The 23,069-nt window shown below is 59.3% G+C and carries 26 protein-coding genes; 14 read left to right on the forward strand and 12 right to left on the reverse strand.

Annotated features, from left to right (window positions below; translation table 11 throughout):
* From BLP82_RS13185 to BLP82_RS13205, 5 genes are all read right to left on the reverse strand, one after another.
* Positions 1 to 248, reverse strand: a 248-nt coding sequence (locus tag BLP82_RS13185) for a transposase family protein (RefSeq protein ID WP_170842310.1), incomplete at its 3' end; no start/stop codon positions are given.
* A gap of 47 nt (positions 249 to 295) precedes the next feature.
* Positions 296 to 787, reverse strand: a complete 492-nt coding sequence (locus tag BLP82_RS13190; RefSeq protein WP_256576596.1) for an aminotransferase class I/II-fold pyridoxal phosphate-dependent enzyme — start codon at positions 785 to 787, stop codon at positions 296 to 298.
* 61 nt (positions 788 to 848) lie between these two features.
* Positions 849 to 1,994, reverse strand: a complete 1,146-nt coding sequence (locus tag BLP82_RS13195; protein ID WP_092168418.1) for a trans-sulfuration enzyme family protein — start codon at positions 1,992 to 1,994, stop codon at positions 849 to 851.
* Positions 1,991 to 3,475 carry an AmmeMemoRadiSam system radical SAM enzyme gene (amrS, locus tag BLP82_RS13200; protein WP_092168422.1) on the reverse strand — a complete coding sequence of 495 codons (1,485 nt, stop codon included), beginning with the start codon at positions 3,473 to 3,475 and terminating at the stop codon, positions 1,991 to 1,993. The genes BLP82_RS13195 and amrS overlap by 4 nt, the downstream gene beginning before the upstream one ends.
* 102 nt (positions 3,476 to 3,577) lie before the next feature.
* A complete protein-coding gene (locus BLP82_RS13205; RefSeq protein ID WP_060741194.1) occupies positions 3,578 to 4,291 on the reverse strand; it encodes a YczE/YyaS/YitT family protein in 714 nt (237 codons plus the stop codon).
* Positions 4,292 to 4,489: 198 nt separating this feature from the next.
* On the opposite strand from BLP82_RS13205, the gene BLP82_RS13210 reads away from it, so the two are divergent.
* A complete protein-coding gene (locus BLP82_RS13210; protein WP_060741195.1) occupies positions 4,490 to 4,921 on the forward strand; it encodes an Lrp/AsnC family transcriptional regulator in 432 nt (143 codons plus the stop codon).
* A 133-nt stretch (positions 4,922 to 5,054) separates the two neighbouring features.
* On the opposite strand, the gene BLP82_RS13215 is transcribed toward BLP82_RS13210, so the two are convergent.
* The gene (locus tag BLP82_RS13215) at positions 5,055 to 5,924 is read right to left on the reverse strand and encodes a response regulator transcription factor (protein ID WP_092168425.1); all 870 of its coding nucleotides are present in this window, start codon (positions 5,922 to 5,924) and stop codon (positions 5,055 to 5,057) included.
* A gap of 299 nt (positions 5,925 to 6,223) precedes the next feature.
* Here BLP82_RS13215 and BLP82_RS13220 point away from each other — a divergent pair, with 299 nt between their 5' ends.
* The 12 genes from BLP82_RS13220 (at position 6,224) to BLP82_RS13275 (ending at position 16,494) form a co-directional block, all read left to right on the forward strand.
* Complete coding sequence (locus BLP82_RS13220; protein WP_008070254.1) at positions 6,224 to 6,418, forward strand: Flp family type IVb pilin; 195 nt, start codon at positions 6,224 to 6,226, stop codon at positions 6,416 to 6,418.
* 156 nt (positions 6,419 to 6,574) lie between these two features.
* Entirely contained in the window at positions 6,575 to 6,769 is a 195-nt protein-coding gene (locus BLP82_RS13225; protein ID WP_060741197.1) for a Flp family type IVb pilin, read from the forward strand.
* Between the two features lie 26 nt (positions 6,770 to 6,795).
* Positions 6,796 to 7,326: an A24 family peptidase gene (locus BLP82_RS13230; protein WP_092168428.1), complete on the forward strand. Its 531-nt coding sequence runs from the start codon at positions 6,796 to 6,798 to the stop codon at positions 7,324 to 7,326.
* Positions 7,327 to 7,328: 2 nt separating this feature from the next.
* Entirely contained in the window at positions 7,329 to 8,657 is a 1,329-nt protein-coding gene (locus BLP82_RS13235; protein WP_092168431.1) for a P-loop NTPase family protein, read from the forward strand.
* 15 nt (positions 8,658 to 8,672) lie between these two features.
* Complete coding sequence (gene cpaB / locus BLP82_RS13240) at positions 8,673 to 9,488, forward strand: Flp pilus assembly protein CpaB (protein ID WP_092168434.1); 816 nt, start codon at positions 8,673 to 8,675, stop codon at positions 9,486 to 9,488.
* Positions 9,489 to 9,559: 71 nt separating this feature from the next.
* Positions 9,560 to 10,876 (forward strand): TadE/TadG family type IV pilus assembly protein, encoded by a 1,317-nt coding sequence (locus BLP82_RS13245; protein ID WP_092168437.1) that lies wholly within the window; start codon positions 9,560 to 9,562, stop codon positions 10,874 to 10,876.
* Positions 10,877 to 10,884: 8 nt separating this feature from the next.
* Positions 10,885 to 11,364: a TadE/TadG family type IV pilus assembly protein gene (locus tag BLP82_RS13250; RefSeq protein WP_060741202.1), complete on the forward strand. Its 480-nt coding sequence runs from the start codon at positions 10,885 to 10,887 to the stop codon at positions 11,362 to 11,364.
* Complete coding sequence (locus tag BLP82_RS13255) at positions 11,364 to 11,858, forward strand: TadE family protein (RefSeq protein ID WP_060741203.1); 495 nt, start codon at positions 11,364 to 11,366, stop codon at positions 11,856 to 11,858. Before BLP82_RS13250 ends, BLP82_RS13255 begins: the two co-directional genes overlap by 1 nt.
* Complete coding sequence (locus BLP82_RS13260; protein ID WP_092168440.1) at positions 11,852 to 13,072, forward strand: AAA family ATPase; 1,221 nt, start codon at positions 11,852 to 11,854, stop codon at positions 13,070 to 13,072. The genes BLP82_RS13255 and BLP82_RS13260 overlap by 7 nt, the downstream gene beginning before the upstream one ends.
* Positions 13,073 to 13,075: 3 nt before the next feature.
* A complete protein-coding gene (locus BLP82_RS13265; RefSeq protein WP_092168443.1) occupies positions 13,076 to 14,518 on the forward strand; it encodes a TadA family conjugal transfer-associated ATPase in 1,443 nt (480 codons plus the stop codon).
* On the forward strand, positions 14,515 to 15,501 hold the full coding sequence (locus BLP82_RS13270; protein WP_092168446.1) for a type II secretion system F family protein: 987 nt from the start codon (positions 14,515 to 14,517) through the stop codon (positions 15,499 to 15,501). Before BLP82_RS13265 ends, BLP82_RS13270 begins: the two co-directional genes overlap by 4 nt.
* A gap of 27 nt (positions 15,502 to 15,528) precedes the next feature.
* Positions 15,529 to 16,494, forward strand: a complete 966-nt coding sequence (locus BLP82_RS13275) for a type II secretion system F family protein (RefSeq protein WP_072406368.1) — start codon at positions 15,529 to 15,531, stop codon at positions 16,492 to 16,494.
* A 928-nt stretch (positions 16,495 to 17,422) separates the two neighbouring features.
* On the opposite strand, the gene BLP82_RS13280 is transcribed toward BLP82_RS13275, so the two are convergent.
* The 5 genes from BLP82_RS13280 to BLP82_RS13300 form a co-directional block, all read right to left on the reverse strand.
* On the reverse strand, positions 17,423 to 17,692 hold the full coding sequence (locus tag BLP82_RS13280) for a DUF3613 domain-containing protein (protein WP_053123871.1): 270 nt from the start codon (positions 17,690 to 17,692) through the stop codon (positions 17,423 to 17,425).
* A gap of 22 nt (positions 17,693 to 17,714) precedes the next feature.
* Complete coding sequence (locus BLP82_RS13285; protein ID WP_092168735.1) at positions 17,715 to 18,428, reverse strand: tetratricopeptide repeat protein; 714 nt, start codon at positions 18,426 to 18,428, stop codon at positions 17,715 to 17,717.
* Positions 18,429 to 18,484: 56 nt separating this feature from the next.
* Positions 18,485 to 19,708: a type II and III secretion system protein family protein gene (locus tag BLP82_RS13290; RefSeq protein ID WP_060741210.1), complete on the reverse strand. Its 1,224-nt coding sequence runs from the start codon at positions 19,706 to 19,708 to the stop codon at positions 18,485 to 18,487.
* Positions 19,709 to 20,187: 479 nt separating this feature from the next.
* Positions 20,188 to 20,517, reverse strand: coding sequence for a hypothetical protein (locus tag BLP82_RS13295; RefSeq protein ID WP_092168449.1), 330 nt, complete (start codon positions 20,515 to 20,517; stop codon positions 20,188 to 20,190).
* A 195-nt stretch (positions 20,518 to 20,712) separates the two neighbouring features.
* On the reverse strand, positions 20,713 to 21,339 hold the full coding sequence (locus tag BLP82_RS13300) for an alanyl-tRNA editing protein (RefSeq protein ID WP_092168452.1): 627 nt from the start codon (positions 21,337 to 21,339) through the stop codon (positions 20,713 to 20,715).
* Positions 21,340 to 21,429: 90 nt separating this feature from the next.
* Here BLP82_RS13300 and BLP82_RS13305 point away from each other — a divergent pair, with 90 nt between their 5' ends.
* Entirely contained in the window at positions 21,430 to 22,428 is a 999-nt protein-coding gene (locus tag BLP82_RS13305) for a LysR family transcriptional regulator (protein ID WP_092168455.1), read from the forward strand.
* Positions 22,429 to 22,596: 168 nt separating this feature from the next.
* Here the strand turns inward: BLP82_RS13305 and BLP82_RS13310 are convergent, their stop codons facing one another.
* Complete coding sequence (locus BLP82_RS13310; RefSeq protein ID WP_003204309.1) at positions 22,597 to 23,004, reverse strand: PA2817 family protein; 408 nt, start codon at positions 23,002 to 23,004, stop codon at positions 22,597 to 22,599.
* Positions 23,005 to 23,069: the final 65 nt, after the last annotated feature.

The raw sequence follows: 23,069 nt of genomic DNA on the forward strand, positions 1-23,069 counted from the left end.
CCGCAGTCACGACAGCCAACACGCCTGAGCAAAACGCGGAGGCGTACCGCACGACCGAGAATCGGCAAGTCACGAACGGTACGCTCGCAATACTCATGAGTGCTTGAACAGGTTTTCTGGCACCCGCCGCAGGATGGGAATCGGGTGGGATGGGGAATCAGGTCGATCTGAAGCGCGTCGCCATCAGGCTTGATCGTGACGACAGAAAAGCCCTCCCAAAAAGGAAGGAAAGTATTAATATCGCGCATAAGAACGCCGGTTTGTTAGATGTGTTTGCTCGCACGAACATCATCAATCAAATCGGCGTTCTTGTTTCTGTGTTTCCCGGGATTCCGTGAAGAACCATTTTTATGCCCAGCAGTTTTGCGATGCCCGTGATCCCTGAAAACACCGGGTCAGGCACCAATAAAATCCCACCGCCTTCAAAAATGGACAGGAGCGTCAAGGTACAGGCTTCTTGGAACCCCAGGCACACCACGATGCTTTCAGGGTTGGAGACTGTTATCCCTTCATCCGCCTGCAAATAGGTGGCGATTGTTTCATTGATGATCCCCGAGGTTTTTCCATATTGGCAAAGCAGCGTCGCCAGTGAGTGCCCCGTGCCGGCAACGTGAAGTTTGTACTGGGCCAGGCCCCGGTCGATGAGCGACGGGTCGCACTGCTGGTCATCGGGTCGACCGGAGGCCAGTGAAATGGCCTCCGGATTTTCCTGGGCGATGGAGTTTAGAAGGTGGATAACGTTCAGGGTGGGGTCTTCGAATATCGGGTTTTCGAATGCGCTGGACACTTTCGCTTCTCCATAAAAAAAAGCAACGAGCCACTGAAGGCTCGTTGCTTGTGATGACACGCTATGCAGGATTGAGTGAGCTTTTCTGATCGACCTTGCTTTCCATGGATTCGAATGCCTGGAGCAGGTCCTCCTTGAGGTCTTCAAGATCCTCCAGGCCAAAGCACAATCGAACCAGGCCTTTCTCGATGCCCATGTCCGCTTTTTCCTGATCCGTCATCGAGGCGTGGCTGCCACTGAAGGGCTGGGCGACCATCGAGGTCACGCAGGCCATTCCGGTGCCTGTGCCAAACCATTTGAGCGCGCTGGTGAACGTTTTGTAAAAGGGCACCAGATCGGGCCGAATATCAACAAACACAATGCCGCCATAACCGGTCAATTGCTGGCCATCGATGCGTGGGTAATAGACATGCTCGATAAAAGGCAACTCGCGCAGATAGTTGAACATGCTTGCCGTCGTCTGGCTGTGTTTTTCCATGCGCAGGTGGAACGTCTGCATGCTTCTACGCAGCAACCAGGCGCTATTGGGGGTGAGTATCGTGCCTGAATAAAAGCGACCCTCAAGGAGACGGTTGTAAATCGTTTCATTGTTGACCAGCACCAGGCCGCCCATGACATCGCTGTGTCCAGAGAAGTATTTGGTTGCGCTGTACAGGGAAATGTCGGCGCCAAAATTCAACGGCTTCTGAAATATCGGTGTGGCCCAGGTATTGTCAACGACCACCAGCGCCTGCGGGTTGTGTTGCTTGACGGCCCTGCTGACCCCATGGATATCAATGTCTTTCAGGAAGGGATTGGTCGGCGTTTCGAAAATGACCATGTCGACGTTCGCCGGCAAGGCCTTCAGCCCCTCTGCCGTGGTGAGGTCCAGAATCGTCAGGTGTGCGCCGATACGTGCCGCATAGCGCTGGAACAATTTATAGGAGCAGCCATAGATGTATTTGTTGATGACCAGCGAAGCACCCGGTTTCAACAGTTCCAACACCATGTAGATCGCGCTCATCCCGGTGCTGTAGGCCAGGGCATGTTCACTGCCCTCCAGGGACGCGACGACCTGTTCCAGTTCCGTCACGTTGGGGTTGGCTTTCCTTGAGTAGAAGAAGGCCGAGTCAGCGTTGAAAGCGCTGCACTGATAAATAGGCGTTACCGAAGGGTGGGCGTCCCGGTCATCCACCTTGATATGAAGTATTTCAGTAGACACTTTCATGCTTGGCTGACCAGTTTGATGACCTGTTCATACATGTTTTGCTTACCCTCGTAACCCACGGTCGGGGTGATGTCATTTTGCGAAATACCGATTTCTTCAATCGACTCTGTCGGGAAGTGGGCCCTGTCGAAGACTTCATGAAGGTTCGAGTTCACGCCGTTGGGGAGCCAGACTTCAGGGCCTGTTTCATCGATACGAGCCTTGGCAACGATGAATCGATAGCTTTCATGGGGGCGCAAGGTCAGTGATTTCCAATCGCTGTTGTGCCCGTCCGTATAATTGCGTCGCAGGTAGACGGTCTGTTCGAAGTCTTCGGTATTCAGCACTTGGGCGTGCAGCGAGACAATGTCTCCGTGCCATTCGAACTTTCGCTTCTCGTAGGCGCTCAACGCGTCCTCGCGCAACTCGACAGGGGCGTTCGCCTGGTGTTCACCCAGCAATTTGAAATGCGCATCATGTCCGCACTGAGAGCAGCATCCTTTGCTGTCCAGACCGATGATTTCAGCGTTCAGGCCATAACGGGTAACGAGCAGGGCGTTACAGTGGTTACAACTGGTATTGGTCCCTTCGACGTCATTCACGTTACCCAGGTAGACATGCTCAACGCCCATGCTCCGAGCAACGTCCCGAGCCTTCAGGAGCCTGTCCACAGGCGTACGGATGCTGTTGCTCATTTTGTAATCGGGGTGAAACCTGACGAAGTGCAGCGGTACGTTCGGGCCCAGTTCATCCAAGACCCACTGGCTGATTTTCCTGGCCGTTTCCTCGTCGTCGCTGATGTCGGTCACCATCAAGGTGCTGACCTCGACATATTTGCCGGCGTCATAGACTTTCTTGATACCTGCCAAAACGGGCTCTACCCAGCCGGTGGTGACCTTGCGGTAGTATTCCGGGGAGATGGATTTCAGCGAAATCGAGAAAATATCGATGACCGGCAATAACTCATCAATGGCCTCTTCGCTGATGAAGAATGCCGATTTATAGAGGTTGATCAGGCCCGCTTCCTTGGCCAGTTTTGCTGTGTCGAGGATGAATTCGTGCCAGACAACGGGGTCGTTATACGTCCAGGAAATGACGCGTATGCCGTGCTTGAGTGCGGTTTCCACCACCTGCTCGGGGGTGTAGTAGTAAACGTCCTTGTCGGTGACGTACTTGGCCTGCGATGTCTTCCAGTTATGACAGTAACCGCAGTTGAGCATGCAGCCGATATTACCCAGGGACAAGATTCGCTCCCCCGGGGCAAAGTGGAAAACGGCTTCGGTTTCGATTGTCTCTTCGGTGCTGTGAACGCCTTTACCGTAGTTTAATGTAACGAGCCTGCCCCCACGGTTTCCGCGCACTTTGCAAAAACCTAACTTGCCTTCCTGGATAACACAGTTGCGCGGGGAAAGATGACACTTCACAGCACCCCCGGGGAGTATTTCTTCCAGTTTTGCCGGGCTGCTTTCCAAGGTCCAGTTTTTATTTTTTGTAGTGTCCATCTTTCACTCCTCATCATGGAAGTTGCCATCAATAGCATCGGTTTAAAAAGGCGAGGCGAAACGATCCTGCCGCCCTGCAGGGCAGTCATGGTTGTAGATTTATTAGTAAGCGGATGAAGCGCTCATCAATCCATAGTTTTTAAGTGCAAAGCGCTTGGCATTCATGTTCATGAACGGTTGAATAAGCGGGCCGATCACCAGCAGAAATGCAATCGTGCCGATACCGAAGGGCCCACCTAAAAGCCAACCGCTCGAAAAGATGCCGATTTCAATAATCATTTTGGCTTTGGTGAACGACCAGTTCCATTTGGATACCATGGTCAATACCACCAGGTCCATGATCCTGATGCCGATACCGCTCATGATGATCAAAGCGGAGGAATAGGCGCACAGCATCAGCCCCGAGGCCAACAACGCGTACTCATTCATTCTGACGATCAAATACTCCCCGAGCCCCAGCCACGACCAGAGATCGATCAGCAGCCCGGTCAGCGTCGTTGTAATGAAGGGACTTATCGGTGGGTATTTTTTGTTCCAGAGCACCCACCATGTCAGGAAAAACAGCGATACGATAGCCGAGCAAACGCCCATGCCCAGCATGAGTATTTTATCGATCGAGATGATCAGGACATCTAATGGGTCAGTACCCAGTTGGCTGATGATGAAACACTTGGCACCCAACGAAAAGAAACCGACGCCCATCAGGTACATCAGTAACTGATCTTTCTTGAAATGCCGGAGACTTAGGACTTGCGTGCCAATGTGCTGGACGAGCGGGTGAGGTTTTTTTTCACACTTTTTCTTTTCATCTTCCATGCAAACACCATCCCTGGAGAGAATATTTTATTATGAGTGCGTCACGCTAAAGAGCAGGGCCGTTGATTGCCCGGATTCTTTTCAGGTTTTTCAGGCTGGAAATAGACTAGCGCCATGCTTTATTTTGGTGCATGCTTTTTTTAATGAAAAACGCGGGCTTTTCATTAAAATTTATACTTTTAACCGGGGAAAACGCACATGGATCGTATAGACGTCAAAATCCTGGGTAAGGTACAGGACTGTGGTCGGATTTCCATCACAGAGCTTTCCAAGCACGCGGGGCTTTCTATTCCTGCCACCAATGACAGGTTGCGCAAACTTGAAGACTCCGGGGTCATCAAGGGCTATTGCGCTCAGTTAGATCCAACCAAGCTGGGGTATGGCATATCGGCTGTCGTTGGCATCACCACCCTCAAGCCGGCGAAGGCCAAGTTGATAGCGACACTCACCGACATACCCGAAGTCGTCGAGTGCCTGCACATCACGGGGAATGACTCTTATCTGATCCGCATCTACGCCAGGTCCATGGCTGAGATCGAGGACATTATTGCGAAAATCAACGCGTACGGTGAGACGCGGACCAGCATTGTCCTGTCCATTCCTATCGAGAGAAGAAAACTCGCCCCGTGAGTCGGGGCGCCTGTCAGGCAGAGGCGGGGGAGTGCTCTATCGACGAGGTCGCTCCCCGGCCATGGGCGTCCGGTCTAGCTCTGGTACGAATGGGGATGCTTATGGAAAGATGGCGATAACGGTACAAAACCTTTTACCCCTCAAGGCTGTGCACCAGGTTTTCAATCGCTTCCAGGGCGGCCTCATCCGCCGGCTCCGGTGCCGGATGTGCGTTGCGCATCTGGTACGCGAGACGGTATTCACTGGGCGTGCAACTGGCGTATTGCTTGAAGGCGCGAGCGAAGTAGGACGGGTCCTTGAAGCCGGCCTCGTAGCCGATGCTGGTGATGGGCATCTGGCTGTTATCGAGCAACTCCTTGGCGAAGCTCATGCGTTTGTTCAGCACGTAGTCAGTGAAACCGAGCCCATTGGCTTCCTTGAACACCCGGCTGAAACGAAACGTCGTCATGCCGCAACGCTTGGCCAGGTCGCGCTGATCGATGCTGTCGCGAAAATGCTGGTCGATGTACAGCATGATGTGGCTGAGGGCCTGGTGCTTCTGGTGCCCGGCGGTCAGGCGAATGCTGTCCGGCAGGGTCGGGGAGTGGTCGATCTGCGAGGTCTTTGCTCGGCCATTGGCATTGCGGCGCAGCTCGCACAGTTGCACCACGGCCGTGAGGTAGCGCTTTTTCTCGGCGACGGACAAGGGCAGCACCATGTATTCCCAGACGCTGGAGCGCATGGCCCACACCGCCAGCTCTTCGGAGTGTTGCACGGTGAACATGGTGATGGGCGTGCCAGGAGCGGTTCGTTTGATCTCCAACAGGCGTCGCAGGCCCGGCGTGTCCGGGCGATCAAAATGGATGCAGATCATGTCGACCTGTTCCGCGCTGGGCAGCATGGCGTTTTTTGCCAGCGTGCAGTCGCACGTGTCCTGGAACAGGGAGACGAGTTCCGGGGTGGACCGGTCATGGGTCAGATCGACCCATAACAGCTTTGGCTTTGCAGTCGGATTTGACGCCATAGGACGACTACCCACAGGTGCTTGCTGCCCTTTAGCTAGCAGTATTGCCACTGTGCCATCATTTCGCCGAATAAATTTTTATAAAAGTCCGATCGTTTAGCGCCATCCGGCGTCATGGGACGCCCGTTCCCGCTGTCCCAGGGCTGGATTTCCCGTCCCGGCACCTGTCCTGTGCGACGCAAAAAAATCCTAGCGATGTGCAAAATCCTCCTAACGGCAATGATCACCTGCTGACTAGGGTTGCATCAGGCAGTTCGCAATGTACTGCCCTTGATAAACAACCCGATGAGGTGTGCGAAATGACTCTTCAAACAATCAAGGCTTCGGTGCTGAAGTTCGCCAAAGATGAAGATGGCCTGACCATTGTGGAATACGCCGTGGCCGGTGGGTTGATCACCGTGTTGGTAGCCGCCGCGTTCGTGCTTCTGGGCGGTGCCGTGAACACCAAGATCCGTGCGCTGTGCCAGGCGGTCAACGGCAACGTTGCCTGCTGACAGCGGCGACTTGCAGTGAAGGGGGCACGGTCACTTTCAAGGAAAACCGCTTGCGACTCTCATGCAGTGAGTACAACGAATCAATCAAATGGACTTCGCGCTGTCCCCTCCCATCAAGTTCGTAACAGTACTTCTGACCCGCGTGAGGTTCATGAAATGACTCTCCAGACAATAAGCAACTCGATCAGCAAGTTCGCCAAAGATGAAGACGGCCTGACCATCGTTGAATACGCGGTGGCGGGTGGCTTGATCACGGTGTTGGTAGCGGCGGCCTTCGTTCTTCTGGGCGGCGCCGTGGATACCAAGATCCGGGCACTGTGCCAGGTCGTCAATAGCAACGTCGCCTGCTAACGAAAATCCCCCCAGGGAGACGCATCATGTCCATGGAACTGCTGGTGTCGACGGTACTGCTGCTGGGACTGCTGGGTGTGGCGGTGGTGAGCGATCTGCTTCGCCACCGCATCCCCAACACGCTGGTCCTGTTGGGCCTTGCCCTGGGCTTGGCTGGCCAGGTGTATACCGGCGGGATCGGTGGCCTGGGCGACAGCCTGTTGGGCATGCTGATCTGTTTCGCGCTGTTCCTGCCCATGTACGCCGTCGGCGGCATGGCCGCCGGTGACGTCAAGCTGATGGCCATGGTCGGCAGCTTCCTGCCTTTTCATTACGCACTGTGGGCGGCGCTGTTCAGCCTGATCGCCGGCGGTGTGTGCGGTTTCCTGATCGTCCTGGCCCGCGGCCAACTGCTCCAGACCCTTGGACGTTACTGGTTGATTGTACGAGCCCAGGCCTATCTGGCGCCGACTTCGGACGAAGTGGCAGGCAAACCCTTCCCCTATTCGATTGCGATCCTGATCGGCACTTTGAACAGCGTTTACTGGCAACTGGTTGCCGGCGGCTGGGGAGTCTAGTCATGCACGTCATCAACGATAGCGATGCCTACCCCAGCGAACGGGAAGCGGTACAACGCCTGGCACCCCAGCCATGCACCATTCGCGATACAGGCCTGACCGACAGTTTCCTGGGTGAGCTGGTGTGCAAGCATCTGCACGACGCCGGTGTGCTGGACATGTCGCGGCTGGTGGAGCGCCTGGCGCTGACCGGCGCGGTGTTGGAGGAGGTCCTGGCGTTCCTGCGCAAGGACGGTCGTGTCGAAGTGCTGGGCCAGTTGGGGCAAACCGGTGGGCAGACGCTGCGTTATGGCCTCACCGAGCGCGGTCGCAGTTCGGCCCGTGACGCCCTGGCCCGCAGTGGCTACATCGGCGCTGCGCCGTTCCCGGTGAGCACGTATCGCTCGCTGATCAAGATCCAGACCATCCACCACGGTCGCATCACCGCCAAGGACATGAACCAGGCCTTGGCCGGCCTGGTGCTGAGCCAAGGCATGCTCGACCAGTTGGGCGTCGCCCTGAATTCCGGGCGGGCGATCATGATCTACGGGCCGGCGGGCACCGGAAAAACCTATGTGAGCAGCCGATTGATCCGGCTGTTCGCCGAGGCCATCTGGGTGCCCCATGCCATCGTCATCAACGAGTCGGTGATCGAGATCTACGACCCGCAGGTGCACCAGCGCCTGGACGACAATGGCCAAGCGAACAACCTGATGCTCAACGAAGGCATCGACCGTCGGCTGCTGTGCTGCAAACGCCCGATCGTCATCACCGGCGGCGAGCTGAGCATGGAGCAGTTGGACGTGCGCTATGACCCGTTCACCCGGCAATACCAGGCGGCGTTGCAGCTCAAGGCCAGCAACGGCCTGTTCATCATCGATGACATGGGGCGCCAGCGCATGGCCCCTGCGGAGTTGCTCAATCGCTGGATCGTGCCGATGGAGGAGAAGCGCGACTTCATCAACCTGGGCGGCGGTCGGCATTGCGAGCTGCCGTTCGACCTGGTGCTGGTGTTTTCCACCAACCTCAATCCCCTCGAACTGGCCGACGAGGCCTTCCTGCGGCGCATTGGCTACAAAGTGCAGTTCGGCTACCTCAAGCCCGATGATTACGAGCGCATCTGGCGCCAGGAGTGCGAGCGCCTGGGCATCCCGCATGACCCGCTGTTGGTGCGCTATGTCCTGCAGCGGTTGTATGCAAGCGAAGGCATGCCGCTGGTGCCATGCCACCCCCGTGACCTGTTGAACATGGCGCTCGATCGCCAGCGTTACCTGGGCGGTTCCGGCCCCCTGTTGCCGCAAGAGCTGGAATGGGCCTGGCACAACTACTTCGTTCAGCTCGACTTCCTTTGATCTGGAGATACCGACATGAGCTCTCGTACGCTTCCGCTGATTGGCGTTTCCCTGGTAATGGGCCTTGGTGCCGCATGGATGGCTGACGCCTGGCTGAGCGCACGACTCAACGCGTCCCCCGATGATCATTTGCGAAGCGTGGTGGTCGCCACGGTGGAAATCCCCTTCGGGCAAATGGTCGAGGCCCAGCAAGTCACCACGGTGCGCATGCCCATGGATACGATCCCGGACGACGCTTTCGATGCCAGCGAAAAGGCCGTGGGCAAGATCGCCACCTTCGACATTCTGCGCGGCGACATCGTGCGGGGCGCGCGTCTGAGTGAGCACTTGGGCGGCAGCACCCTGGCTTCGCTGATCGCGCCGGACAAACGCGCCATTTCGGTTCGTGTGGATGATGTGGTCGGCGTGGGCGGCTTTCTCTTGCCGGGCAACCGGGTCGATGTATTGGCGACCAAGACCACCAGCGCCGGCAGCAACAGCGCCACGTCCCGGACCATCCTGGAAAACCTGCGGGTGCTGGCGGTGGACCAGACGGCGGGCACCGACAAGACCCAGCCGGTGGTAGTACGGGCCGTGACCCTGGAAATGTCGGCCACCGAAGCCGAAGCGCTGGTTACTGCGCAAACCGAAGGCAAGCTGCAACTGGCGCTGCGCAACCCATTGAACCTGGAGAAGAAGGCCGTGGCCGTTGCGCCGCCAGCCCCTGCGCCGGTCATGGCCATGGCGGCCGCCCCGGTGCCAAAACCTGTGGTGCAACGCAGTGCCAAGCCGCAAGGCGGGGCGATCACGCTGATCCGCGGCGTTGAAAGCAGCGTGATCAATGTCCGCTGAATGACGCCTCCATGCCAGGCCTGTCGGGGCCGTGGCGATGCCGATCCTCAAACGTTGTAGATGAGGGCTCGATGATGAATGCCAATATCCGGCGCCAGGGAGGGGCGGTGAGTGTACTGATGGTGATCGCGCTGGTAGCGATTTCCATGATGGCGGCCTTGGCCCTGGATGGCGGGCACATGCTGCTGAACAAGACGCGCCTGCAAAATGCGGTGGATGCCGCGGCCTTGGGCGGGGCCAAGACCCTGAGCCAGGTGAGCGGTGGCATCAACATGGCCAGCAGCACCCGCGCGGCGGCCCTGGACACGTTGAACAGAAATGCCAACGCCGCCGGCAACACCGAACTGGCCACCGCGATCGCCGGCAACCCGGGCGCGTTTGCCGTGGTGGAACTGTCCAGCAGCGTCTACGGCCCGTTCTCCTATCCCGGGCCTGCCGATGCCAAATACGTGCGGGTGTCGGTGTCCAGTTATCAATTGAACGGTTTTTTCTGGAGTTTCGTGCAAACGATGGGCAGCGCCGGCTTGGGCAACAAGCGCGTGGCGGCGATTGCAACGGCAGGTCCCAGCCCCACCTCGCCTTGTGACCTGGCGCCGTTGATGGTCTGTGGCGATCCCACTCAATACAACCCTGGCGCCGGCAACTTCTGGGGATACCAATTTGGCGACCTGGAGGTCTTGAAGACGGCGGCGGGGAATATATCGCCCATTGGGCCGGGCAATTTCCAATTGCTGGATTTCGGCTCGGGCGGCAGTGCAGTCCGGGAGGACCTGGCCGGCGGTGGCTCGGTTTGCCGCAGTGTCGGGAGCAACGTCCAGACGGCGCCGGGCAATAAAGCCGGCCCTACTTCCCAGGGCTTGAACACGCGCTTCGGTATCTACAATGGTCCGGTCAGTTCTTCGGACTACCCGCCGGACCTGGTCACGGCCTCAGGCACCCCGGCGATCACCTACAACGATGCGCTCTCCCAGGCGCAATACAAAGGCCAGCCCATTACCTCGAGCAACGGCGATCTCTCGTCGGGTGGCGAGGCGATACAGGACTACAACGACTGGCGGGCCAAGGTCGCCGCCTGTGTGGCGGGAGGCGCCAGCGGTTGCCAAAGCAACGGGGTTTTCGAGCGCCGGATGTTGAAGATCGTGATTGGCGATTGCGCCGGGAAACTGAGCGGCTCGACGTCGATTCCAGTCTTGGGGTTCGGCTGCTACTTCGTCGTGCAGCCAGTGGACGGCGGTGGTTCGGAGTCCATCATCTTTGGCCAGTTCGTCCAGGAGTGCGAAGGCGACAACGTACCCGGTCCTACACCCTCCACCGATGCCGGCCCGCAGATCATCCAGCTCTACAAAACCTATCTCAACGGCAGCGGCACTCCGAGCACCGACTCGTAGGAGGCGTCATGGGACTTTCTCAGTTCAAACCCGCGCAAGCCCAGCAAGGCGTGGCGCTGGTGGAGTTCACCCTGGTGCTGCCGTTGTTGCTGTTGTTGCTGCTGGCCTTCGGCGAGTTCGGCCGCATGCTCTACCAGTACAACGTGCTGTTGCAGGCCAGCCGCGATGCCGACCGCTTCGTCGCCAGCCAGGCCTGGAACTCCACCCTTGGCACTGTCGCCTTGGGCAGCACGCTCCTGACCCAGACGAAAAACGTCGCGGTGTATGGCGTGCCCAGCGCGACGGGAACCGCCGTGGTATCAGGCTTGACCACGGCGAATGTGCAGGTCGCCGCCGAGGGCATCGATCATGTGCGCGTCACCATTACCTACACCTTCTGCCCGGTGATTGGCGCGGGCAACTGCGCGGGTTCGATCCCGGGTTTTTTCGGCAATGCCATTCCACTGGGCATCCAGTTGGTGGCGACCACTGTCATGAGGGCGCTGTGATGAATCACAAGCACATGCGCGGCACTTACATCGTGGAGTTCTCCTTCGTGGGCTTGCTGGTGTTCATCCTGCTGTTCGGCGTGGTGGAAATGGGCCGGCTGTACTTTACGGTCAATGCGCTGGATGAAGCGGCGCGCCGTGGTGCGCGGCTGGCGGCGGTGTGCAATGTCAGCGATCCGGTGGTCTTGCGCCGGGCCATCTTCAACGCCGCGACGGACGCCGGCACCAGCCAACTGATCAGCAACCTGGCGACCTCGAACCTGGCGCTGACCTACCTGGACGTCAACGGCGCCGTGGTAGCGAACCCCACCGACACGTCCGGCGCCACCGGCTTTCGAGCCATTCGCTATGTCCGGCTGAGCGTGCAGAACTTTGTTTTCAACCTGTTCATTCCCGGCTTGGGCGTGCCCATTACCTTGCCCACGTTCAGGGCAACCTTGCCACGCGAAAGCCTTGGGCGTCATTCCGATTCCGGGGAGATCACACCATGCTGAACACCAGGGAAAATCCGCTTTCGACCACCACCGGCAGAGCCGGGCTGCGGATACTGATCAGCAGTCGCGATGCTACGTCCCTGCGCGACCTGCAATGTGTCTGCCAGCGCATGCCTGGCCTTGAGGTCAGCACGCGCCTGGTCAGCAACGGCCATGTCGATCCGCTCTACGGCCTGGACCGCATGCCTGACCTGCTGCTGTTGCGCGTCAGCCATCTGTGGCGCGAGGAACTGTCGGCGTTGCTGCAACGCCCTGCCCATGAGCGTCCGCCGATGCTGGTGTGCGGTCCCTTGGGCGAGCAGGAGGGCATGCGCCTGGCGATGCAGGCCGGTGCCCGGGATGTGCTGCCCGAACCCGTCGCCGATACGGAACTGGTGGCGGCGCTGAATCGCCTGGTGGCGGAAGTCCGTCTCGGCAACGGCAACGAAGGGAAACTGATCGCGGTGATCAGCGCCAAGGGCGGCTCGGGCGGAACCCTGGTGGCGTGCAACCTGGCCCAGCAGCTCAGCGCCCGGGCAGGCAATACGCTGTTGCTGGACATGGACCTGCAATTTGGCAGCGTGACCCATTACCTGGACGTGGCGCAGTCCCACAGTCATCTGGAAGTGCTGCAGCAGATCGATGAGATGGACAGCGTCGCGCTACGGGGTTTTTGCAGCCACTTCAGTCCGACCCTGCACGTCCTGGGAGGCCGGGCCGGTGAGTTGTGCCTGCCCCAGGATGCTCAACCCGAGCAGCTCGACGCCCTGTTGCAACTGGCCCGCGCTAGCTATGACTGGGTAGTGGTGGACCTGCCGCGGCAGATCGATCACCTCACCGGCTCGGTGCTGGAACAGGTGGACCGGGTGTACGTGGTGGTGCAACAGAGCGTCAGCCACCTGCGTGATGCCAGCGCTCTGGTGCGGATCCTTCGCGAAGACCTGGGCGTGCGTGGGGAGCAGTTGCAGATCGTGATCAACCGCTATGACAAAAACGCCGCCGTCAGTCTCAAGGACATCGGCGAGGCCCTGCGCTGCACGAACCTGTCGAAATTGCCCAATGACTTCAACCTGGTCAGCCAGAGTCAGAACACTGGCGTGCCGTTGGGACTGCATGCGCCGAAGGCGGCAATCACCGCTGCGTTGCGCGATTTGACCGAAGACCTGGTCGGTCACCAGATGGCCACGGACAAGGGCTTGCTTAAACGTGCCTTCAACCGTTTTTTCGGGGGATGACCCATGATCAGCGACTTTCGTAACCGCTTGCGCAAACAGCCCGCCAAACCTGGCACCGCCGCGGGCGCCCAGCCCGGCGATGACTTGCCGGACCCGACGGACGCCTTGATGGCCTGGGAGCAGGCCATCCCGGACGTGCTGTATGAAACCCGCAGCCAGGTCACGCCCGTGGAGGCCGAATGGCGGGAAAAGATCTACCAGCAACTGCTCAAGGTCATGGACCTGTCGTTGCTCGATGCCCTCGAGCAGGCCGAGGCCGCGCGGCAGATCCGCGATATCTGCCAGCGCCTGCTCGAGGAACATTCGGCGCCAGTGAGCACCGTCAGCCGGCAATTGATCATCAAGCAGATCACCGACGAAGTACTCGGCCTCGGGCCGCTGGAACCGCTGTTGGCCGACCATAGCGTGTCCGACATCCTGGTCAACGGGTTTGCCTCGGTCTATGTCGAGCGCTTCGGCAAGCTGCAACGCACCGACGTGCGGTTTCGCGACGACCAGCATTTGCTGAACATCATCGACCGCATCGTGTCCAGCCTGGGGCGCCGTATCGACGAGTCTTCACCGTTGGTGGACGCCCGGCTCAAGGACGGTTCGCGGGTCAACGCGATCATCCCGCCGCTGGCCATCGACGGTCCGAGCATGTCGATCCGGCGCTTCGCCGTGGACCTGCTCAACACCGACAGCCTGATCCAGGTCGGCACCATGACCCCGGCCATTGCCTTGCTGCTCAAGGCTATTGTTCGCGGGCGCCTGAACGTGCTGATCTCCGGCGGGACCGGCAGCGGCAAGACCACCATGCTCAACGTGCTCTCCAGTTTCATCCCCCACAACGAGCGCATCGTCACCATCGAGGATTCGGCCGAGCTGCAACTGCAACAGCCCCACGTGGTGCGCCTGGAAACCCGGCCGTCGAACATCGAGGGGCGCGGCGAGGTGAGCCAGCGGGAATTGGTGCGAAACAGCCTGCGCATGCGCCCGGACCGGATTGTCATCGGTGAGGTGCGTGGCGCCGAAGCGATGGACATGCTCACGGCGATGAACACCGGCCATGACGGTTCGCTGACCACCATTCATGCCAACACCGCACGGGATGCGCTGGGGCGAATCGAGAACATGGTGTCGATGACCGGGGCGACATTTCCGATCAAGGCCATGCGTCAACAAATTGCCTCGGCCATCGATGTGGTGATCCAACTGGAGCGTCAAGAAGACGGCAAGCGACGCGTGGTGAGCATGCAGGAGATCAACGGGATGGAAGGGGAGGTCATTACCATGACCGAAATTTTCTCCTTCGTGCGCCAGGGTATCGGCGAGCACGGCGAGGTGCTCGGGGAATATCGGCCCAGCGGCATGATCCCGGCCTTCCGCGATGTGCTGGCCAAGCGCGGCATCGAGTTGCCGCTGACCTTGTTTCGTCCTGAGTGGATGGAGGGCCGCACGTCATGAACAATATCCCCAGTGAGTTCATCCTGATCTTCCTTGGCATGGTGTTCATCGCCGTGTTCCTGCTGTCCCAGGGCGTGGTGGTGCCGGTGTTCGGCGAAGCCGGCAAAATGCGCAAGCGTATTCGTGGGCGCCTGCACGTGCTGGAGAAGGCCAACCACTTGCCCAACATGCAGACCGTGTTGCGGCAGAAATACCTGACGCGTCTGTCACCCTTGGAAGCCCGCCTGGAACAACTGCCGTTCATGGCCAACCTGACGCAACTGATCGAGCAGGCCGGCCATGAATACCGGGCTTATCGGGTCATGCTGCTCGGTCTGATCCTGGGGGTGGCGGCCGGTGCCTTGGTGCTGATGGTTTCGTTGGTCTGGTGGATGGCACTGCTGGCGGCCTTTGCGCTGACCTGGGCGCCGGTGTTGAAAATCCTGCGTGACCGCAACAAGCGCTTCGCCGCGTTCGAGGAGGGTTTGCCGGATGCGCTGGACGCCATGTGCCGTGCCTTGCGCGCCGGACATCCGTTCAACGAAACCCTGCGTCTGGTCGCCGAGGAGCACAAGGGGCCGGTCGCCCAGGAATTCGGCATGACGTTTTCCGACATCAACTATGGCAACGACGTGCGCCGGGCGATGCTCGGGCTGCTGGAGCGGATGCCGAGCATGACGGTGATGATGCTGGTGACCTCGATCCTCATCCACCGCGAGACCGGCGGCAACCTGACCGAAGTGCTGGAGCGCCTGAGTCGGCTGATTCGCGGGCGTTTCCGGTTCCAGCGCAAGATCAAGACGTTGTCGGCGGAAGGGCGCATGTCGGCGTGGGTGCTGGTGGCGATCCCGTTCGTGCTGGCGATCGCCATCGTGCTCACCAGCCCCAGCTACATGCCCGTGCTGATCAATGACCCCATAGGGCACAAGCTGATCATCGGCGCGTTCTGCGCCATGTTGATCGGGATTTTCTGGATAAGAAAGATCATCCGGATCCAGGTTTAAGCGCTGTTGCGCCGAGAGGTTTCAGTCATGGACTTTTTGCTCGGATTGTTGAGTCGGTTGACCGGTAACGAAGAACTGGCACGGCTGTTGTTCATCGCCGCGATTGGCCTGAGCACGGTGCTGGCGGCCGTCGCGCTCCTGCTCTTGATGCTGGGCCTGCAGGATCCGGTGCAGCGGCGCCTGGCGCTGATCAAGCGCGGTTACGCTGGAAGCACGACGGGGCAGGAGGCGCCGGGTAACCTGCAGCTCTTGCTGGAACGGGTCGGCCAACGTTTTGCCTCCACCGACCAGGCCCACACGTCTGCTACCCAGACCTTGCTCACCCACGCCGGTTACCGCTCTGCCTCGGCCGTGCAGATGTATTGGGCCGTGCGCCTGATGTTGCCGTTGTTGCTGGTCGGCATTGCGTTGTTGCTGCTGCCGATGGTCAAGGTTTCAGTGGCCATTGGTCTACTGGCGGTAACCCTCATCGCAGGCATCGGCTGGTTGCTGCCGGCGATCTACGTCGGTAAACGCAAGCAGGCGCGCCAAGGCCGGCTGCGCGCGGCGTTCCCGGATGCACTGGACCTGATGGTGGTCTGCGTCGAGTCGGGCCTGGCCCTGCCCACGACGATTGAACGGGTGGCTGAAGAGATGTCGGTCAGCCAGGTTGAGCTGGCCGAGGAACTGGCGTTGGTCAATGCGCAGATCCGGGCGGGCATCACCAGTACCGAGGCGCTCAAGCAACTGGCCGTGCGCACCGGCCTGGAGGATATCCAGGGCCTGGTCAGTTTGTTGGCGCAAAGTATCCGTTTCGGCACCAGCGTGGCCGATACCCTGCGAATCTACGCCGATGAGTTTCGCGACCGGCGTACCCAGGCCGCGGAAGAAATGGGCGCCAAGATCGGCACCAAGCTGATCTTCCCGCTGATCTTCTGCCTGTGGCCGAGCTTCTTCCTGGTCGCCATCGGCCCGGCCATGATTGGTGTGTTCAGGGCCTTCGGGAATATGTAGGTCGGTGAGTGTCCATGAGTCTTGTGTTCACCACAGGCCCATTGTGGGAGCGGGCTTGCTCGCGAAGGCGGCCTGACGGCTGGAGTTGCTCTTGTTGACTGAGTACATGTCCATTGCTGCGGTAACGGCTGCTTAGGGTTTCGCCCTGACGGCGACTCACTTTCGAAAATCCGGAAGCCGGCCCAGGCGAAAGTAAGCAAAGCGCTTTTTGCCCCACCACTCGGTGCCTCGCCTAGGCTCGGCATGCCCGAACGAAGGCATTGCTCCGTGGGCCCGCCGCGAAGGGCCATCCATGGCCCAGCGCGGCTATCCCGGCATCCATGCCGGGATGCCCACTACGCAATACCTACGTTCGGCCATCGTGGTTAACGGGGCGCCCGAGATCAACGTCCACCCCGAGGCGGCCTAGTAGCCGACCTGGCTCTCCCGGTCGTACACCCCATCAGATCTGTGGGAGCAAAGCTTGCTCCCACAGGTTTCGATCGTTCCCACGCTCCTGCGTGGGAATGCCGCCAGGGACGCTCTGCGTTCCGCTTCTGCAAGGTGACGCAGAGCGTCAGGGGATGCATTCCCACGCAGAGCGTGGGAGCGATCAACACCTCGTTGTGTCAGGTTGTCTGGATTCGATCGTTCCCACGCTCCCGCGTGGGAATGCCGCCAGGGACGCTCCGCGTTCCGCTTCTGCAAGGTGACGCAGAGCGTCAGGGGATGTATTCCCACGCAGCGTGGGAACGATCAAAGACCCGATTTCGTGGGCGTGGCTCCAGTTCCCACGCGACAACGCAGCGTCGAAGACGCGGCAGTCACTCCCTCGCCATAAGCGACAATTGATACGTTCAAATCAAAAGATCGCAGCCTTCGACAGTTCCCGTCCTGATTCGGAGGCAGGTACCGCCAAAGGCTGCGATCTTTTCGTTTTCTGCGTGGTTCATTTGCTACTGGTGATTTCTCCTGCCGAGTCCTGGTCAAAGAATTCCGGGATCGGGTAGTTGAAGCTGTTGAGCCAACGCTGCATGGCCATCTCGCGTTCGGCGGCCGAGGCGGTTTGCAGGTTGGTGGAGGCCACCACGCCGCGAATCTGCAGTTGCATCCAGCTCTCGGTGCCTTGCTGTGCGGCCGAGGAGGGGCCAGGCTCAATGGCCCAGGCGGCGGTGGACAGGCTCACCATACACACGATCATCAATTGTTTGGTCATCATTTCTTGAACTCCTCGTAACGCTCTACTTGACCGCGCCGGTTGAAACATCGACAACCTCGGCCAGGTGGTTGGCGGGTGACGTCGCTGCCTGAGTGGCCGAACCCCTGATTTTTTCGGCACGGGCTTGGGCATCTGCCACTTGCTGGGGGCTGAGCTTGGCCATGTTCGCGAGCTCGGCGGCCTGCTTCCAGTTGTCCTGGTAAATCAGCAGGGTCACCATGTTGAGCGCGGCCAGTGTGTCGGACTGCTGGAGCTCCATGGCGGTCATGAACTCGAAGCGGGCTTCTGCAATGCGTCGCTGATTGAGGTAGACAACCCCCAGGTCATTGCGGATCTTGCCTTCGGTCGGGGCCATCTTCGCGGCGCGTTCGAGGTATTGCGTGGCGGCCGAATTGTCATTCCTGGCGGCCGCCAATTGACCCAGGCCATGCTCACCGTCAGCGGCCAGGCATGTCCCCAGCAGGCTTTTGTACAACGGTTCGGCCTCGTTGCGGCCCATCAGGCGCAGTACCCGAGCCTTGCGCAGGCGGACCTGGACCAAGTCCTCGGGCAAGCGTTCGAGGTTCGCCAGGCTGGCGTATAAGCGGCCCTCGTTGGCCATGTCTTCGGCCATGTTCAAGGCCAGTTCCTGGTCGGCCCCGGGCTTGGCGCAATCGGCCGTGCGTGAAGCCACCACGCCGCTGCTGGCACAACCGGCAAGCATCAAGGACGCCGCTAATGCGATCACTGTTTTCATGGAATACCCCTTGGCGAACCGTTGGAGGTCGCACGCGTTGCACACCAGGCGCCGGCTCATTGGGAAAGCCCGCTGCGGTTGTCGAACTCGCCATGTTCGAGGAAGTACATACGGTAGAAATTCGGGTCGTAATTGCGCAGTTGCTCACCCGGCAAGGTCGGCAGTTGCGCGTCGGCCGCCAACGGTTGGACCAGGTGCGGCGTGACGATCATCAGCAGTTCGCGCTCTTCGCGGTTGATGGAGTTGTCACGAAAGAACGCGCCGAGAATCGGCACGTCGCCCAGCCCTGGAAACTTGTTCACCTGGGCGCTGTTGCGGGTGCTGATCAGGCCGCTGATGACGAAACTTTCGCCATCGGCCAGGGCGATGCTGGTATCGGTACGGCGCACGGTGAGTGCGGGCACCAATGTTCCGGCGATGTTCACCGCGTTGGTGAAATCCAGCTCACTGACTTCCGGTGCCACCTTCAAGGCGATGCGATTCTTGCCAATGACGGTGGGGGTCAGGGTCAGGCGAATACCGAATTCCTTGTACTCGATGGACACATTGTCGCTGCCGGCACTGGGTACCGGAATCGGCACTTCGCCGCCGGCCAGGAAACTCGCGCTTTGCCCGCTGAGGGCGACCAGGCTCGGCCGCGCCAGGGTATAGGCAAAACCGCTGCCTTCCAGGGCGTTGATCATCAACAGGGTCTTACCGGTGGCGAAAGACAGGTTGAACATGTCGTTATTGACCGGCAATGAAGGCCGGACTACGCCGCCGATGGTGGGCAAGGTCCTCGGCGAGCCGAACAGGAAATTGCCACGGCTGCCGAAAATCGACGTCGAGGCTTCCTTGAGCTTGGTCCGGCTGACTTCAACGAAACGGATGTCGGTCTGTACCTGGGCAAGCAGCATCGGGTCTTCGGAAGGCATGCTCGCAGCGCCCGTCAGCGCCTCAGTGGCCCGGCCTTTGACAAAGACCATGCTCTGTCGCGGTATTTTCGAACAGTCGGTCCAGACCATCAGGCTGGTGGCGCCGGGCGCCAGGCCCGTGAGGATGAAGGCATCGCTGCCACTGGGTTGCACATCGGCAATTTTCGGGTCGCCGACAGCCAATTTCGTCACGGGGGCGAGGATACGCAGTTCGCTCTGGAGCCCTTGGCCGACCTCGAAGGTTGCCGGCAAATTGTCCAGTTGCGAACAATTTGCCGCTGCGGCCTGAGCCGCATCCAGGCCAAGGCCCATCCAGAACAGGCCATGAATGAAATGTTTTAAAACGGGGGCGGTGCGCTGGGTCATGAAGTGATCCTCGATAGAGAGGCCATCCTTAGGCTTAACCAGTGCCACGGATCACTTGAGAGGCCCGGGCTGCCCCTTCTATTTCATCCAACCCTTCAGCGGTCCGGGCACAGGCCTCGTTGCTACAAACAAACGGGCGCATTACACCGGCCTGACCGAACGGCAGGCAGCTTACGAAAAAGCTTTATGGGAACCGGAATATCCGGGTTGTCGAGCAAGGAGACCGATGTCAATCAGGTCGTCTGAAGGGTGATTACCCTTGCCTTGTTCTCGCTTCTTTTTGAAGGTAGTTCAAGCATGGCAAAGCGCCACGCCTTAAACAAAAAAACGACTAAAAAGTGACGGAAGGAAAATTGGTGATCGGATGGCCGTCAATAATTTGTCTTTTACGTGTTTTTTGCGTGACAGATTTACATGAGAAAGAGGGCCGCCTTGCGACGAAAAATCAGGATCGCCCCGTGGTGTATATTTTTTACGGCTTAGCGCTGGTGCTCTCCTGCAAGCGCTATCAGCAGTGCCTCAGGCTGGTCTGGCTCGTGGATCAGGCTAAGGCTCAGTCGCAGCAACGGGGCGTGGTGTGGGTGATCCGTTGAGCCGATTTGGGCGACCTCGAAGACCACATAGGGGTTGTGTGGATAGGCCCGGCGAGTTTCGAAAGCTGCGCGCAATACATTGCTCAGTCGATCGAACAGCAGTTTTTCAGAGTGATTTGCATGCTCAAGCAGTACTGCACGCTGCCAGGCCTCAGGAGTGAACACTATGGGCAATTGAAGAAGGGATAGTCTTTGCAGTTTGAGCGAACCGGACATGGTGTGCCTCTCTTTTGAGCGCGCGAAGAAACCTGCCCATGAGGGAAAGAGCCTTTCTCGTGGTGGGTAGTGGAGAAGCATGAAGGGTTACCTGGGAAGCAGAACGCGCCGCTGATCGAGGTACTCGACGCCAAGGACCGGGGGGCCGATCCGTCTGGGGCGAGTAGGCCCGAGAGCCGCGGGCCACGGCGGGTATCAGTCCACGTGGTAGTGAACCGACAAGGTGCCTTTCTTTTGTGAAAGCGAGGCGATAGTGACTGCTCCCAGTTCCTGCAGGCGCCGTACGTGAGTGCCGCCGCAGCCATAGGCAGACAGCTCACCGAAACCGACTTCTCGCGAGCCTTCGCGCAATGCGATCAGGCGAGGCAAATCCTCGGCAATCCACTCATCGATGCCTTGCTGGATGATTGATCTGTCCAGTTCCTGAGGATTTTCCCCAGGCTGGAATTGCACACGGCTTTCGCCGGGCCAGTGGTGGGCCTTGATCGGTTTCCAGCCACGGCTTTCGGCAAAATGGCCGATCAGGTGCCCGGCCGAGTGCAGGCGTGAATTCAGCCGCCGCCGCTGCTCATCCACGCGGATCGTGGCCATGCCCGGGGCTACTGGGCGGTCGACGTAATGAATGATCTGTTGCCCGTCTTGAACGACGCGCAGTACTTGGCCGTCGTCAATCCATCCGGTGTCGCAGGGCTGCCCGCCGCCCTTGGGGTGGAACAGGGTGGCGCGCAGCACCACGGCGAATTCGTTTTCCTGGGGGCTGCAGTCCAGGACTTCCACGTTGGCCTTGAGGTCATCGCTATGGAAAAAAAGGCGAAGCGTCATGGTCCATACCCACATCAGAAATTGTGACGGGATTATAGGTAGCGTGGAAAAGGGTGATAATCCGTTCAAATTTCAAAGGACTGTTGCGTCATGAGCACAAATCTACCGTTGCCGTTGCTCGCCGAAATGGCGGTCTTCGTCAAGGTCGTGGAGACCGGCAGCTTTTCCGAAGCGGCCCGCCAGTCAGGCTCATCGCCGTCGGCCATCAGCCGCAGCATTTCTCGCCTGGAGAAGGCCCTGGCGACCCGATTGCTGCAGCGCACCACCCGCAAGTTGCGTTTGAGCGATGGCGGGGAAGAGGTGTTCAAGCGCTGCCAGGAGATGGTCGCCGCGGCTCGGTCGGTGATGGAAATCAGCGGCCAGTTCACCCAGGAAGCGGAAGGGCGCATCCGCGTCAGCGTGCCCAAGGCAGTGGGGCGTTTCGTGATTCATCCACACATGCCTGAATTTTTGCGCCGTTATCCGAAGGTCGATGTGGAGTTGTTCCTGGAGGATCGGCAAGTCGACCTGATCGATGATCACGTCGACCTGGCCATCCGGATTACCGATCAACCATCGGCCGGGCTGGTGGGGCGCCAGTTGCTGACTATTGACCACCTGCTCTGCGCCACGCCGCAATACCTGGCGGAACAGGGTGTTCCCACGCATCCCCACGATTTGCTGGAGCACAGTTGCATTTACTTGGGCGAATCGCCCAATGACGCGCGTTGGAAATTCAAGAAAGGCAGCAAGTCGGTCACCGTAGGCGTACGCGGACGCTACGCGGCCAATCACACGGGGGTGCGGTTGGGGGCGGTCTTGCAGCACATAGGCATCGGTAGCCTGCCGTATTTCACCGCCCGTCACGCCTTGGAGCAGGGGTTGATCGTGCAGGTGTTGGCCGACTGGACGTTCCTCGCTTCGTACCACGGTGGCTTGTGGTTGCTGCATTCGCCGACCCGCTACCTGCCACCGAAGCTGCGGGTGTTCATTGATTATCTGGTGGAGTGCCTGGCGAAGGAGCCGACCTTGAACAAGGTGGCGGGAGGGGAGCGTTCCAGCAAGGTCGCGGCGCACTATGAGTTGCCGGAAAGTGATGGGTTGTTCTGACGGGCCCCATCGCGAGCAAGCTCGCTCCCACACTGGCTGCGGTTGATCATGACCTTCTGTGGGAGCGAGTTCGCTCGCGATGAGGCCCATCCAGGCAACACACTCCGGCAAGACCAAAAAAAGGCCCGCCGGTTTAACCGTGCGGGCCTTTCGCATGACGGATCGCAATCAGTGCTTGCTGTCCTGGTCCGACATCGCCAGCAGTTGCTTTTCCTGGTTCCAGTCGAAAGGCTCGTCGTTTTGCTCGGCTTCGAAGCGACGTTCTTCCAGGGCCTGGTACAGGGCGATTTCTTCGTCAGGCATGTAGTGCAGGCAGTCACCGGCGAAGTACCAGAGCAGGTCGCGAGGCACCAGGTGGGCGATCTGTGGGTAACGCACGATCACTTGGCACAGGAGGTCCTGGCCCAGGTACTGGCTTTCGATCGGGTCGACGGGCAATTGCGCGCGCAACTCGTCGAAGCGCTCCAGGAACAAGGCGTGGCTTTCTTCGGGCACCTGTTCGGCCTCACCCACGGCGACCAGGATGCTGCGCAAGTGGTCAAGCAAGACAAGGTGATCGGCAACGACATTGGACACGAGATAAGTCCTCAAGAGCAAAACGGGCGCAGGAGTATAAAGCCCTTGCGCCCGCTTTTATAGAT

Source organism: Pseudomonas sp. NFACC37-1 (assembly GCF_900101575.1).
GTDB classification, from domain to species: Bacteria; Pseudomonadota; Gammaproteobacteria; order Pseudomonadales; family Pseudomonadaceae; genus Aquipseudomonas; species Aquipseudomonas fluorescens_AA.